General features: G+C 72.6%; 11 protein-coding genes and 1 pseudogene. 1 reads left to right on the top strand and 11 read right to left on the bottom strand.

Going from position 1 to position 13491, the window contains the following annotated elements:
* Positions 1-178: 178 nt before the first annotated feature.
* From ACBJ32_RS20635 to ACBJ32_RS20615, 5 genes are read right to left on the bottom strand one after another with little or no spacing between them, the layout of a single operon-like run.
* Complete coding sequence (locus tag ACBJ32_RS20635; protein ID WP_375128077.1) at positions 179-1402, bottom strand: acyl-CoA dehydrogenase family protein; 1224 nt, start codon at positions 1400-1402, stop codon at positions 179-181.
* Positions 1403-1410: 8 nt separating this feature from the next.
* Complete coding sequence (locus tag ACBJ32_RS20630) at positions 1411-2397, bottom strand: oligopeptide/dipeptide ABC transporter ATP-binding protein (RefSeq protein ID WP_357888980.1); 987 nt, start codon at positions 2395-2397, stop codon at positions 1411-1413.
* Positions 2387-4324: a dipeptide/oligopeptide/nickel ABC transporter permease/ATP-binding protein gene (locus tag ACBJ32_RS20625; protein ID WP_375128075.1), complete on the bottom strand. Its 1938-nt coding sequence runs from the start codon at positions 4322-4324 to the stop codon at positions 2387-2389. Before ACBJ32_RS20625 ends, ACBJ32_RS20630 begins: the two co-directional genes overlap by 11 nt.
* The gene (locus ACBJ32_RS20620) at positions 4317-5255 is read right to left on the bottom strand and encodes an ABC transporter permease (protein WP_357888974.1); all 939 of its coding nucleotides are present in this window, start codon (positions 5253-5255) and stop codon (positions 4317-4319) included. The genes ACBJ32_RS20625 and ACBJ32_RS20620 overlap by 8 nt, the downstream gene beginning before the upstream one ends.
* Positions 5252-6877 (bottom strand): ABC transporter substrate-binding protein, encoded by a 1626-nt coding sequence (locus ACBJ32_RS20615; protein ID WP_375128074.1) that lies wholly within the window; start codon positions 6875-6877, stop codon positions 5252-5254. Before ACBJ32_RS20615 ends, ACBJ32_RS20620 begins: the two co-directional genes overlap by 4 nt.
* A 107-nt stretch (positions 6878-6984) precedes the next feature.
* Between ACBJ32_RS20615 and ACBJ32_RS20610 the strand changes: the two genes are divergently transcribed.
* Entirely contained in the window at positions 6985-7680 is a 696-nt protein-coding gene (locus tag ACBJ32_RS20610; RefSeq protein WP_375128073.1) for a TetR family transcriptional regulator, read from the top strand.
* On the opposite strand, the gene ACBJ32_RS20605 is transcribed toward ACBJ32_RS20610, so the two are convergent.
* The 6 genes and pseudogenes from ACBJ32_RS20605 to ACBJ32_RS20580 all read right to left on the bottom strand — a co-directional run bounded on the left by ACBJ32_RS20605 (position 7655) and on the right by ACBJ32_RS20580 (position 13338).
* Positions 7655-8059: a Beta-galactosidase C-terminal domain gene (locus tag ACBJ32_RS20605; protein WP_375128459.1), complete on the bottom strand. Its 405-nt coding sequence runs from the start codon at positions 8057-8059 to the stop codon at positions 7655-7657. The genes ACBJ32_RS20610 and ACBJ32_RS20605 overlap by 26 nt on opposite strands.
* 35 nt (positions 8060-8094) lie before the next feature.
* Positions 8095-8516 (bottom strand): annotated as a pseudogene (locus ACBJ32_RS20600) (beta-galactosidase).
* A 61-nt stretch (positions 8517-8577) separates the two neighbouring features.
* Positions 8578-10527, bottom strand: a complete 1950-nt coding sequence (locus ACBJ32_RS20595; RefSeq protein WP_375128072.1) for a DUF6807 family protein — start codon at positions 10525-10527, stop codon at positions 8578-8580.
* Complete coding sequence (locus tag ACBJ32_RS20590; protein WP_375128071.1) at positions 10527-11579, bottom strand: mandelate racemase/muconate lactonizing enzyme family protein; 1053 nt, start codon at positions 11577-11579, stop codon at positions 10527-10529. The genes ACBJ32_RS20595 and ACBJ32_RS20590 overlap by 1 nt, the downstream gene beginning before the upstream one ends.
* Positions 11576-12448 carry a 5-dehydro-4-deoxyglucarate dehydratase gene (locus ACBJ32_RS20585; protein ID WP_357888960.1) on the bottom strand — a complete coding sequence of 291 codons (873 nt, stop codon included), beginning with the start codon at positions 12446-12448 and terminating at the stop codon, positions 11576-11578. Before ACBJ32_RS20585 ends, ACBJ32_RS20590 begins: the two co-directional genes overlap by 4 nt.
* Entirely contained in the window at positions 12445-13338 is an 894-nt protein-coding gene (locus tag ACBJ32_RS20580) for an NAD-dependent epimerase/dehydratase family protein (RefSeq protein WP_375128070.1), read from the bottom strand. Before ACBJ32_RS20580 ends, ACBJ32_RS20585 begins: the two co-directional genes overlap by 4 nt.
* Positions 13339-13491: the final 153 nt, after the last annotated feature.

The following is a 13491-nucleotide window of genomic DNA, read 5'->3' as shown; positions in this document are numbered from 1 at the left end:
GGCGCGTAGGCGGCGCAGCGCGGCCTGCACCGCCACCGGCGCCGACGGCGGACGGACTGCCCGCGCCCGGGGCGGCCGGACTGCCCGCGCCGAAACCGCCCGTGCCGAAACCGCCCGTGCCGAAACCGCCCGCGCCGGGGGCGGCCGAGCCGCCCCCGGGCATGGCAGGTTCCGGTGGTCAGATGGGCAGGCCGCCGGTGGCGGAGCTGGTGGAGCCGGTCGCCTGGTAGGCGGCGATGGTGCGCTCGGCGATGCGCATCTGGTGGATCTCGTCGGCGCCGTCAGCGAAGCGGGCCCAGCGGGCGTGCTGGAACATGTTCGCCAGCGGTGTGTCCGTCGAGTAGCCGAGGGCCCCGTGCACCTGGATCGCGCGGTCGATGATCCGGTTGAGGCTGTTGGCCACGAAGTGCTTGGCCATCGACACCTCCGTACGGAAGTCCTCGCCCTTGTCGATCTTGCTGGCGGCGTGCAGGACCATCAGCTTGCACTGGTACAGCTCCATGGCCGAGTCGGCGATCAGCCACTGGATGCCCTGCTTCTCGGCCAGCAGGGAGCCGTGGCTGTAACGCTTGAGCGCACGGTCGACCATCATGTCCAGCGCCGTCTCCGCCTGCGAGATCCAGCGCATGCAGTGGGCCAGGCGGGCCGGGCCGAGGCGGTACTGGCCCAGCCGGTGACCGTTGCCGCGGCCGCCGAGGATCGCGCTGCCGGGCACGCGCAGGTCCTTGATGACGATCTCGCTGTGGCCGGTGGAGCCGTGCATGGTCTCCACCTCGCGCACGTCGTTCCAGCCCGGGTTGGGCAGGTCCACCAGGAAGGCGGTGTTGGCGCCGCGGGAGCCCTCCGGCACGTCCTGCTCGGTCCTGGCGACGAGGATGGCGAAGTTGGCCCGGCGGGCGTTGGAGATGAACCACTTGTGGCCGTTGATGACCCACTCGTCGCCGTCCTGGACGGCGTGCGTGCGGATCAGCGTGGGGTCCGACCCGGCCACCTCCGGCTCGGTCATGGCGAAGCAGGACATCTTCACGCCGTCGAGCAGCGGGCGCAGGTACTTCTCCTTCTGCTCGTCGGTGGCCCAGTGCAGCAGGGTGTGCATGTTGCCCTCGTCCGGGGCCTGGCAGTTGAACACCCACGGCCCGATGCGGGTCTTGGCCGCCTCCGACTGCACCATCGCCAGCTCCACATGGCCCAGGCCCATGCCGCCCCACTCCTTCGGCATGTGGGGCAGCCACAGGCCCTCCGCCTTGGCCAGGGAACGGAGGTGGAAGATCGTGCGGAGGTACTCGTCGCGGTCGCCCTCCTTCAGGTCCTCCATGGCGGGCATGACCGTGCCCTGGATGAAGGCGCGGACCCGCTTGCGGATCTCCTCGTGCTCGGGGGCGAGGGTGAAATCGATGGCCATGTCGTTCATTACTCCTTGACAGGTAGGGCGGGGTAGTGACAGGCGAGCCAGTGGTCGTCGCCGATCTGCCTGATCCGTGGCTCCTCCTCCGCGCATCTCGCCGCCGCGCGCGGGCACCGCGTACGGAAGCGGCACCCGGAGGGCGGGTCGACGGGCGACGGGGGTTCGCCGCTGATCAACGTGTCGGCGGGCGGCAGGTCGAGGCCGCCGCCCGGGATGGAGGCGATCAGGGCCCGGGTGTACGGGTGCGCCGGGCGGCTGATCAGGTCGGCGCTCGGCGCCAGCTCGCACACCTTGCCCAGGTACATCACCATGATGCGGTCGCTGACGTTCTTCACCACGGCCAGGTCGTGGGCGATGAAGACGAGGGTGAGCCGGTAGCGGGCCTTGAGGTCCTCCAGCAGGCCGAGGATCTGGGCCTGCACCGAGACGTCCAGCGCCGACACCGGCTCGTCGCAGATCACCACCTCCGGGTCGAGGATCAGGGCCCTGGCGATGGAGATGCGCTGGCACTGCCCGCCGGAGAACTCGTGCGGCCGGCGCTCGGCCGCCGTCTCCGGGTCGAGGCCGACCGCCTCCAGGACCTCGTCCACGCGGTCGCCCGGGAGGTGCCACACGCGAGGGCCCTCGCCGACGATGTCGCGGACGCGGCGGCGGGGGTTGAGCGAGGAGATGGGGTCCTGGAAGATCATCTGGAGGCGCCGGCGGGTCATCCGCAGGGCCTCGCCGCGCAGGGCGGTCAGCTCCAGGCCGTCCAGCCGGACCGAGCCCGAGCGGGGCGGCGGGAGCTGGACGAGCGCGCGGGCGGCGCTGGACTTGCCGCAGCCCGACTCGCCGACGATGCCGAGCGTCTCGCCGCGCGCCAGGTCGAAGCTCACTCCGGCGACCGCACTCACGGTACGGCCCCGCCCCGCGGGGAACTCCACGACCAGATCCTCCACCCGCAGCAGCACCTCGTCACGGGGGCGCAGGTGCGCGTTTCCGCTACCGGCCACGGCTCTCAACTCCTGACGGCGGGGTGACGGCGGTCCCGAGGCCGGCGGGCGGGTTCTCGGCTCCGGCGCGCTCAGGCTCGGGAGCGGTGCCCTCGCGCGGGTACCAGCAGGCGTACCGGTGGTGGTGCGGGCCGTCCTCGAACAGGGGCGGCGCCTCCAGCTCGCACCGCTCCTGCGCGTACGGGCACCGCGCCCGGAACGCGCACCCCGCGGGCAGGTGCGCCAGGTCCGGCGGCCGGCCGGGGATGACGCGCAGCCGGTGGTGCACCGGGTCGGTGAGCCGGGGCGCGGCCTGGAGCAGCGACTCGGTGTACGGCATCCGCGGCCGCGCGAACACCTCCCCGGCCGGCCCCCGCTCCACCACCTTCCCGGCGTACATGACGATCACCTCGTCCGCCCACTGGGCGACCACCGACAGGTCGTGGCTGACCAGCACCACGGCCATGTCGCGCTCCTCGCGCAGCCGGTGCAGCAGCCGCAGCACCTGGTCCTGGATGGTCACGTCGAGCGCGGTGGTGGGCTCGTCGGCGAACAGCACGTCGGGCCGGCACGACAGGGCCATCGCGATCGTCACCCGCTGCCGCATCCCGCCGGAGAGCTGGTGCGGGTAGCGGCGCAGCGTGCGTGCGGGGTCGGGGATGCCGACGGAGGCGAGCAGGGCGGCGGCCTCGGCGCGGGCCTGCTTGCGGCTCATGCGCAGGTGCACCCGCAGCGGCTCCATCACCTGGGTGCCGATCGTGCGGACGGGGTTCAGCGCGGTCATCGGGTCCTGGAACACGGTGCCGAGCCGCCGGCCGAGCACGGCGCGCATCTCGGCGGGGCTGTGGGTGGTCAGGTCGTCGCCCGACAGGTACACGTGGCCGCCGCGGACCGAGGTGCCGGGCAGCAGGCCCAGGATGGAGCGGATCAGCATGGACTTGCCCGACCCCGACTCGCCGACGATGGCCAGGGTGCGGCCCCGGTCGAGGGTGAAGGAGACGCCGTCCACGGCCCTGACGACGCCGCGCGGCGTGACGAAGTGCGTGCGCAGCTCCTCGGCCTGCAGCAGGGTGTCGCGGATGGCGTGGGTGGCGGTCGGCATCGTGGTGGCGGCGGCCTGGCGTACCGGCTCCAGGCCGATCTCGCGCACGTCGGTCATCGCCCGCAGCCGGTCGCCCACCAGGTTGAACGAAAGCACGGTCAGGAACATGACGATCGAGGGGGCCAGCACGACGTGCGGCGCGGTCTCCATGAGCGTGCGGCCCTCGTTGATCAGCCCGCCCCAGGTGGGGGTGGGCGCCTGGACGGACAGGCCGAGGAAGGCCAGGCTGCCCTCCGCGACCACGACCACGGCCATCCCGATGAAGGCGTACGAAGCGGCGGGGACCGCCACGTTCGGCATGATCTCCCGCCACAGGATGCGCCGGTCGCGGGTGCCGAGCACGCGCGCGGCCAGCACGAACTCGCGCTCGGCGAAGGTGAGGGTGGCGCCCCTGATGAGGCGGACCCAGGAGGGCACGCCGAGCACGCCGAGGACGATCAGCACGTTGCGCAGGTTCGCCCCGGCGAAGGCCACCACGGCCAGCGCGAACACCAGCGCGGGGAACGCCTGTGCCACGTCGTTGACCGCCATGATGACCGCGTCCGCGGCCCGCCGCCGGTAGCCGGCCAGGATGCCGAGCGGGGCGCCGATGCCCAGGCCGAGGAGCACGGCGCCGATGCCGACGCCGAGCGAGACGCGGGCGCCGTACACGACCCGGCTGAGCACGTCGCGGCCGAGCCCGTCGGTGCCGAAGGGGTGCGCGGCGCTGGGCCCCGACTGCGGCGGCCCGGCGAGCGTCTCGTCGTAGCGGGCGAACGGCAGGAAGTCGGCCAGCAGGGCGGCGAGCAGCACCAGCCCGATCCAGCCGGCGGCCAGCCAGACCCCGAGACCCAGCCGCCTACGCACGACGGATCCTCGGGTCGACGGCGGCGTACACCAGGTCCACCGCGAAGTTGACGATCACGTAGCCGACCGAGATCAGCACGACGCCTCCCTGCACCGTCAGGTAGTCGCGGGAAAAGATGGAGTCGACGATGAGCCGCCCGACGCCGGGCAGGCCGAACAGGGTCTCGATGATCACGGTGCCGCCGATGAGCGCGCCCAGGTTGAGGCCGATGGCGGTGATCAGGGTGATCGCGGAGGGGCGCAGCGCGTGCCGCCACAGGATGCGGCGCGGTGACAGGCCGCGGGCGCGCGCCAGCGTGATGTAGTCCTCCTGGAGGGTGGCGATCAGGTCGGCGCGCAGCAGCCGCGCGTACACGGCGAACTGCCCGCAGCCCAGCGTGATCGCGGGCAGCACCACGGAGGTGAGGTTCCAGCCCACGTCGACCGAGAGGGACGTCCAGCCGGTCGCGGGCAGCACCTGCCAGGTGACCGCGAACAGCAGGATCAGCAGCACCCCGAGCACGAACACGGGCGTGGACAGCAGCGCGAAGCTGAGCGCGGTGAGCATCTGGTCCAGGGCGCGCCCGGCGCGGCGGGCCGCGGCCACGCCCACCGGGACCGCCAGGCCCAGCGCCACGATCTGCGCGGCGACCAGCAGCTCCAGCGTGACGGGCAGCCGCTCGGCCAGCTCGGCGCCGACGGGCATCCGGGTGATGTAGGAGGTGCCGAAGTCGCCGGCGGCCAGGCCGCCGAGCCAGTCGAGGTAGCGCACCAGCAGCGGCTGGTCGAGCCCGAGCTCCTGGCGGAGCTGCGCGCGGGACTCCTCGGTCGCCGACAGGCCCAGGATCTGCGTGACCGGGTCACCGGGCAGCAGGTTGAGCAGGACGAACGACAGGAAGGTCACCACGACCAGCACCACCAGGAGCCGGACCAGCCGGTGGAGGACGATCACCGCTCGCTGACCCAGAGCTGGCCGAACGGGTGGTACGGGATGGGCGAGCCGGTCAGCGGGAGCCCCTTCTCGCCGTCGGGCAGCACGTGCTCGCCGATGCCGCGCACCTTGGTCCTGGCGATGATCGCGCCGGTGTTGAGGTGGTCGATGAACACGTAGGGCACCTGGTCGCGCAGCCGCTGCTGCACGGTCGCGTACGCCTGCTTGCGCGTGGCCTCGTCCGGGCTCATCCGGCCCGCGTCCAGGGCGGAGCTCAGCTTGTCGTCCTTGAGCCTGGTCATGTTGAGCGAGATGGAGCCGACGGGCTTGGCGTAGGACTGGTGCATCCAGACGTACTCGCCGTCGGGGTCCTGGGCGGAGAACTGGGTCCACACGGTGGCCGAGAATTGGCCGGTGATGGCGCGGTTGATCAGGTCGGCCTGGTCGGCCTGCTTGATCGACACCTCGATGCCGGCCTTGCGCCACATGTCCTGGGCCAGCTCGACGCCCTGCATGGTGTTCGGGTCGGGGGTGGAGATCAGCTCGAAGCTGATCGGGCCCTTCTCCGCCTCGACCTCCTTGACCAGGGCGGTGGCCTTGGCCAGGTCGTAGGCGGGGTAGCCGCCGGGGGTGTACCACGGGGAGTCCTTGGACCAGGGGCCGTCGGCGGGTTCGGTCATGCCGCCGCGCAGGGTCTTGATGACCGTCTCGCGGTCCATGGCGTGGGCCATGGCCCGGCGCACCCGTACGTCGTCGAGCGGGGCCACGGCGGTGTTGAGCAGGAACATGTACTCGGCCACGGCCATGCCCTGCGCCCGGTGCACGGTGTAGGTGTCCTTCATGGCGCCGAACTTGGTCAGGTCCTCGTCGCGGGAGGTGCCGATGGCGTCCACGCCGCCCGCTTCGAGGGTCTGGGCTCGGGTCTGGGTGTCGGGCAGGATCCGGAACTCGATCTCGTCCAGGTACGGCAGGCCCTGCCGCCAGTAGCGCGGGTTGCGGGTGACGACCATGCGGTTGTCCGGCACGTACTCCTTGAAGACGAACGGCCCGGTGCCGACCGGCTTGAGGCTGGCCGTCCTGGGGTCGGTGAGCGAGGCCGGCGGGACGATCATGCCGGTCTGCGTGGCCAGGTAGTAGGGGAAGGCCACCCACGGCAGGTGCAGGTTGACCTTGACCGTCATCGGGCCGGTGAGCTCGAACGACTTGATCGGGATGAACGTCGCCGCGGTCAGCGGTGACTTCTTCTGGGCTTCCAGGTTGGCCTTGACGATGTCACCGGTCAGGGAGATCCCGTCGGAGAACGAGATGCCGGACCTGACCTTGATCGTCCATTCGTCGTACTTCTTGTTCGGGGTGAGCGACTCGGCCAGGTACGGCTTCCAGTCGCCGTTGGCGTCCACGCTCACCAGCGGCTCGATGATCGTGCCGGTCATGCTGTAGCTCTGCGCCGCGAATTGGTCGGTGATGGGGTTGAACCCGTTGGCGTCCGCGCTGAGCGCGTAGACCAGGCGCCCGCCCTGGGCGGGGCCGGTCGCGGCCGGCCCGCTGGACGGGGACTGCGGTTCAACCGGTCGCTGGCCGCTGCACGCCAGCATCACCGACGCGGCCAGCAACAGCGTGGCCGGCGTCCTCCAGCGTTTCATTCACGCCTCCTCCCGGCAGATCCCCCGAGAGCAATTTCACCGATAGTACTATCGGTGAAATTCCGCACAAGTGGCGCGAGACAATCGTTACGGGAGGGGAGGGACTCATGACGGGCACGCCGCTCACGAGGAGCGAGGCGAAGGATCTGACCAGGCGCAAGCTCATCCGCGCCGCCCTGTCGATCCTCGACGAGGAGGGCGAGGCGGGGCTGAGCACGGTCAAGGTGGCCAAGGCCGCGGGCATCGCGCAGTCCAGCTTCTACGTGCACTTCAAGGACATGCAGGAGCTGCTGCGGGTGCTCGCCGAGGAGGGCGGCGAGCGGTTGCGCGCCTCGATGCGCGAGGCGCGGCGCAGGGCCCGCGAGCACCCCGGCGACCTCGACCTGCACCGCGAGACGTTCCGCATCCCGCTGGAGTCGATCTGCCGGCACCCCGAGCTGCTGCGCATCCAGATCAGGGCGCGGCACGACCCCTCCTCCTCGCTGCGCGACTTCGCCACGGAGACGGCGGCGGCCTACCGCGAGCACCACGCCGCCGACCTGGCCGCCCTCGGCTACACGGCCGACAACGAGCGCGACAGGCGGCGGCTGGAGATGATCGCCGACGGCATCAACGCGGCCACCAACGCGCTGGCCATGGGGCACCTGGAGGGGCGCTACCCCGACCTGGACGAGGCCGCCGACATCCTGACGGCCCTGTCGCGCGGCGCGCTGCGGCTGCTGCGGGCGACCTCGAACAGGCCGCTCACCGAGCCTCCCGGACAGCCGGGCGATCCGGTCAGCGAGCCTCCCGGACGATCCTGACCGCGCCGGCGGGGACCGTCAGTGAGCCGTCCACCGGGGCGCCGTCCAGCGTCGTGCCCTTGGCCTCCACGACCGCGCCGGCGTACGAGTGGTTGACGGCGAACAGGAAGGAGCGGCCGTCGGGGTGCGAGCGGCGGACCAGCTCGACGCCGCCCGTCGAGACAGTGGGGACGCCCGCCTCCGCGCAGACCGCCGACAGCACGCGGGCCAGCGCGGGGCCGGTGGGCAGCGTCGTGACGTAGTGCGCCGCGCCCCGCCCGTGCTCGTTGCGCGTCCAGGCCGGGGCCGCCGGCCGCGTACGAGCCGGGTGCCGGCGCGGGACCGCCGGTCGCGTACGAGCCGGGTGCCGGCGCGGGGCCGCGCTGGTGGAGTGCTCCATGAGCAGCCACGGCCTGTCCCGCTTCAGCGAGCGGGTCAGGTCGGCGGCGAAGGCCAGGTCGATGTGCGGGAGGTGTCGCAGTAGCAGCGCGAGTTGCGGGCGCCGTACTCGTTGTGCACGTGCCACATCGCCGGCGCCGGATGGCCGCCGTAGCGGCGGCCGAGCTGCTCGGCGACGGCCAGCGCCTTGTCGAGGTAGGCCGGGGAGCTGGGGCAGAACGCCTGCCGGCTGCCGCGCCACAGCCGGCGCCCGTCGGCGTCCACGGGCAGCGCCTCGGGGTAGCGCTGCCCGAACCACGGAGGCGGGGAGGCGTGGACAGGTAGACCTTGATCCCGGCGTCGCCCAGCAGGCCCATGACGCGGTCGAGCCAGCCGAACTCGTAGCGGCCCTCCACCGGTTCCAGCAGGGACCAGGAGAAGATGCCCAGGCTGACACCGTTGACGCCGGTTTCGCCCATGAGCCGGACATCCTCGGCCCAGGTCTCCTCCCGCCACCGATGCCGGAACCTCCGAGGACCTCTACCGCAGTAGCTCGCCGGCGACGGCGGCCGCCGCTGGCGCGTCCAGCCGGCCGTCGAGCACCGCCGTGACGACCCGCCTCGTCAGCGTGGTCTCCACGGTGAGCGGCCGGTCCCACGCCAGGGCCTGGCCGACCCCCGGGTACTCCTCGACCCGGACGAACCAGGGGTCGCCGTCCGCCTGGGCGAAGACGAGCGTCCAGTCCTGGCCCTCGGGGGTGGTGCCCGACATGGCGAGCCACGGGGCGGTGCTGCCGTGCACGGCCTGCTCGTCCCCCGGAAGGGTGGTCCGTTCCACGGAGGTGCCCGGCGCGCGCCAGAAGAAGCCGCCGTAGCCCGCGCCCGCCCGGCCCTTGGTGGCCGAGCTGTTGATCTCCAGCGGCGCGCCGGTCAGGTTCGTGAGGGTGAACGCGAAGTCCAGCGCCCAGCCCTGCCCGAGCGGTCGCGCGGTCACGGTCCGCTCCTCGCGCGCCACCAGGCGGCCGCCCGGCCCGGTCCACTCCAGGTGCTCGGTGAAGCCGCCGTCGTCCAGGCGGGTGAACGCCACGTGCCGCTGCGTGCCGTGGTCGTCCAGCCAGGTCGGCCCCTGGTCCTTGACGTACGTGCGCCCGCCCCAGAAGTTCACCCCGCCGAGGTCGGAGATCGCCACCCCGACGCCGAGGTGGTGCACGTGGTCCTCGGGCCGGACCTGGGTGACCTCCACGCCGCCGAGGGTCCGCACCGCGTGCAGGTAGGGGCGGGGCGAGTCGGTGGCGGGCAGGTCGGGGCGGAGCTCGTAGGCGGCCACCGGCCGGTCCGACACCAGCAGCTCCACCCGCGTCCACGGCGCGTCGAGCTCGGAGTAGAGCGCCAGCTCCGCCGCGCTGCGCCGGACCAGGTCGGCCACGCCGGGCAGCAACCGGCCCACGACCTCGCCCTCGGCGTCCCGCTCCAGGAGCTGGTGCCGCTCGGGGATGGGCATCGGCTCGGGAGCCAGCCGGATCGCGTCCAGCACCTGCGTGAACCGCTCGGTGCTCGCGAGCGGCACCAGCAGCTCGGCGCCCGTGCGGACGTGGTCGATGAGGTTCTCCAGCAACTCCACCCGGTCGTGCACGGTCGTCGTGACCGAGCCGTCCGGCAGCTCCACCTTGAGCCGGTCATGCGTGTACATCAGCGTCGCCCGGCCCGCGTCCCCCTGCACCACCAGGTGGGCCTCGCCGCGCAGCGCCTTGCCCGGCGGCGGCGCCACGTAGGGCGCGCACAGCGTCGCCGCCATCGTGATCGTGAACCCGTCCGCCAGCCGCACGCGCACGCAGGAGGTGTCGTCCGACTCGATCGGGTGGGCGCGATACAGCTCGGTCTCGATCTCCGCGATCGGGCTGTCGTGCAGGGCCAGCGCGGTGGCGATGGCGTGCGCGAACGGGTTCGTCAGCGCGCCGTCCATCACGTCCACGCCGTTCAGGCGGCGCCGGCCGGCCCAGGGGGCACGGGTGAAGTAGGCCGACGGGCGGTGCCAGGCGCCCCAGCCGCCGATGCCGCGCACCCGGCCGAGCCGCCCGCTCGCGATCAGCGCGCGCAGCGCCGGGACGGCCGCGGAGCCGAGCGACTGGAACCCCACCTGGCAGGCCAGCCCGGTCTCGGCCACCACCTCGGCGATCCTGCGCTGCTCCGCGGGGCTGGGCGCGGGCGGCTTCTCCAGCAGCACGTGCGAGCCCGCCCGCAGCGCGGCGATCGCGAGGTCGGCGTGGGTGTTGATCGGCGTGCAGACGATCGTGATCTCCGCGCCGGTCTTGGCGATCAGCTCGCCCAGGTCCGACGACTGCAGCGGCGCGCCGAAGTCCACCTCGACCGGCCGCAGGTCGCAGATCCCCGCCAGCTCGACCACGCCGCGGCCAGCCAGCTCGCGCAGGACGCCGAGGTGGTGCGTCCCGTGGCCCGTGGCGCCGGCCAGGACCACCTTCACCGGCGCCATCACGACCACCTCAGCCCGAGCCCGGCGTGCCCGCCCGCGCGCAGCACGCCACCGGAGATCTCCACCGGGTACGGCTCCGCCAGCAGCCCCAGCCGGGCGAAGGAGGCGTCCTCCACGTCCTCGGCCATGACCGGCAGCGGCAGGGCCAGCGCGAGCTGCCCGGACACCTCGCCCAGCAGGTGCGGGTAGACCGGCACGTCGTACGTCCTGGCCAGCTCCACGATCCGCAGGAACGGCGTGATGCCGCCGACCCGCACCACGTTCGGCTGCACCACGTCGCAGGCCCCGGCCGCCAGCAGGTCGCGGAAGCCGTAGGCGGTGTAGACGTTCTCGCCGACCGCGACCGGCACGTCGATGGAGCGGCGCAGCTCCACGTGCGCGGCCACGTCGTCGGCGGGCAGCGGCTCCTCGATCCAGTGCAGGTCGAACTCGCGCAGCGCGGCCAGCGCCCGCCGGGCCCTGTGCAGGTCCCAGCGCTGGTTGGCGTCGATCATCAGCAGCCGGTCGGGGCCGATCACCTCGCGGACCGCGGCCACCCGCGCCACGTCCTCGGCCAGGTCGGGCCGGCCGACCTTGATCTTGACGCCCCGGTAGCCGGCCGCGACCCAGCGCCCGGCCTGCGCGACCAGCTCGTCGAGGGGGTAGTGCAGGTTGACGCCGCTGCCGTAGACCGGCACCTCGTCGCGCCGCCTGCCCAGCACGTCGGGCAGCGCGTCGCCGCCGCAGCGCAGGTCCCACAGCGCCAGGTCGATCCCGGCCAGCGCGATCGTGGTGATCCCGCCGGGGCCGGCCTCGCGCAGGTGCCGCCACAGGCGGTCCCACACCACCTCGGGGTGCGCGGGCAGCCCGATCAGCGCCTCGCGCAGGTCGTGGTCGAGCAGCGCCTTGACGGCGTGCGCGCCGATCTGCGGCGTCCACGAGAAGCCGGTGCCGGTGCGCCCGTCCTTCAGCGTGACGTGGGTGACGATGACGTGGTTGTACGGCACGTCCTCGCCCCACGGGCGCGGCAGCGGCGCCGTGCGCAGCTCCGTACGAAGGTCCGCGATGGTCATGGCGCGACCAGTTCGAGACCGGTCTTGATCAACGCCTCCAGCTCGGCGAGGTGCTCGTCGGTCACCTCGACCAGCGGCGGGCGGACGGTGCCGACGTCCAGGCCGCGCAGCCGTACGCCGGCCTTGACCAGCGCGACCGGGTAGCCGGGCACCTTGCCGCGCAGCCGGACGAGCGGCGCGTAGAACTCGGTGAGCAGCCGCTCGTCGCCGTTGAGGTAGGCCAGCGCGATCTCGGGCGCGAACGCGAACACGGCGCTGGAGTACAGCTCCACGCCGATGCCCCGGTAGGCGGGCATGGTCAGCTCGGCGGTCGGCAGCCCGTTGAAGAACAGGAAGTCCGGGTGCGTCTCGCGCACCGCCAGCACGGTGCGCTGCATGCGGTCGATGTCGCCCAGGCCGTCCTTGAGCCCGATCACCCCGGGGATGCCGGCCAGCTCCACCACGGCGTCCGGCTCCAGCACGACCGAGCCGCGCTGGTAGACGATCACCGGCAGCACCTCGGCGACCGCCCGCACGTACGCCGCGAAGCCGTGCCCCGGCCCCTGGGCCAGGTACGGCGGCATGAGCAGCAGCCCGTCGGCGCCCGCCTCGCGCGCGGCCCGCGCCTGGTTCAGCGCCGCGCCGAGCGGCCCGCCCGCGCCCGCGAACACCGGCACCCGGCCGGCCACGACCTCCGCCGCGACCCGCGTGGCCCGCGCGTGCTCGGACTCGGACAGGGCCGAGAACTCGCCGGTGCCGCACGCCACGAAGACGCCGCCCGGCCCGTGCTCCATGCCCTGCCGGACGTGCTCGGCCAGCACCTGCTCGGCGAGCGTGCCGTCGGCGTCGAAGGGGGTCACGGGAAAGAACAGCACACCGCTGAGGTTCATTCGGCTTCTTCCTTGAGTTCGGTACGCCAGCTGCGCTTGGGCCGCCAGCCGAGCAGGCGCTCTGCCTTGGCGGTCGAGAAGGCGGGGGTGGTGCCGGTCAGGCCGGCCGCGTACGCCTCGGTGCCGGGCACGACCTGGGGGAGCAGGTCGGCGAGCGGCTTCCTGGCCAGCGCGTCGGCCGCGCCGGCGAAGAACACCTCGCCGTTCGGCAGGTCGGGCAGCGCCTCGGCGAGCACGGTGATCATCTCGGCGGCGTCGCGGGAGTCGATGTAGTTGAACAGCGACACCCCGCCCAGCTCCGGCCGGTCGAGCCGCTCGCGCACCGTGTGGCCCGACTGCGTGGGCGCGCCCGCCCACTCCTCGGGCGGGATCACGAAGCACGGCCGGACGGCGGCCAGCTTCGTCCTGCCCGCCCTGGCGTACGCCTTCATCGTCTCCTCGGCCGTCACCTTGGACAGGTTGTAGGCGTTCCACGGGCGTACCGGGTGCTCCTCGTCGATCGGCAGGTACGCCGGCGTCCAGCCGCCCGGCGCGCCGTACCCCATGACGGTGGGGCTGCTGGCCACCACCACGCCCGCCACGCCCAGGGCCACCGACGCCGAGCACACGTTGTACGCGAGCTGCGTGTTGACCTTGAAGATCACCGATTCCGGGACGCTGAACGGGGTGGCGATGGCGGCCAGGTGGATCACCGACTCGGGCCTGAACCTGGACAGGACCTCGAACGTCTCACCGGTGTCGGTGAGGTCGGCCGGCAGCGTGACCGCTGCCTCCGGCGGGGTTCCTGGGGCGCGGTCGACGCCGATGACCTCGTGCCCGGCCGCCGCGAGCGTGCTGACCACGCTGCGGCCGAGGCGTCCTGCGCTTCCGGTGACGAGGACTCTGCTCACCGTGTGGGGCTCCTTCAAGACTGCAAACAGTTGCACTAAACCTTCATGTCCGGAAGGGTGAGGCGTCAAGAGGCGATTTCGTCACCGCCCGTCTAGCTGGGGGTTCCTAGAGGCTTCCGTTTCGGGGACGTGCGGCAAGCGCTTTCATCGTAC

The organism is Nonomuraea sp. GTA35, from assembly GCF_041950525.1.
Classification (GTDB): Bacteria; Actinomycetota; Actinomycetes; order Streptosporangiales; family Streptosporangiaceae; genus Nonomuraea.
The sequence above is the reverse complement of the archived record's forward strand: the minus strand, read 5'-3'. Positions and strand labels throughout refer to the sequence as shown.

What these genes read in the sequence shown, in the direction of transcription:
- ACBJ32_RS20605 (WP_375128459.1), bottom strand. Translation starts at nt 8,059, where the DNA reads ATGGAGCACTCCACCAGCGCGGCCCCGCGCCGGCACCCGGCTCGTACG.
- ACBJ32_RS20635 (WP_375128077.1), bottom strand. Translation starts at nt 1,402, where the DNA reads ATGGCCATCGATTTCACCCTCGCCCCCGAGCACGAGGAGATCCGCAAG.
- ACBJ32_RS20590 (WP_375128071.1), bottom strand. Translation starts at nt 11,579, where the DNA reads ATGACCATCGCGGACCTTCGTACGGAGCTGCGCACGGCGCCGCTGCCG.
- ACBJ32_RS20595 (WP_375128072.1), bottom strand. Translation starts at nt 10,527, where the DNA reads ATGGCGCCGGTGAAGGTGGTCCTGGCCGGCGCCACGGGCCACGGGACG.
- ACBJ32_RS20610 (WP_375128073.1), top strand. Translation starts at nt 6,985, where the DNA reads ATGACGGGCACGCCGCTCACGAGGAGCGAGGCGAAGGATCTGACCAGG.
- ACBJ32_RS20585 (WP_357888960.1), bottom strand. Translation starts at nt 12,448, where the DNA reads ATGAACCTCAGCGGTGTGCTGTTCTTTCCCGTGACCCCCTTCGACGCC.
- ACBJ32_RS20615 (WP_375128074.1), bottom strand. Translation starts at nt 6,877, where the DNA reads ATGAAACGCTGGAGGACGCCGGCCACGCTGTTGCTGGCCGCGTCGGTG.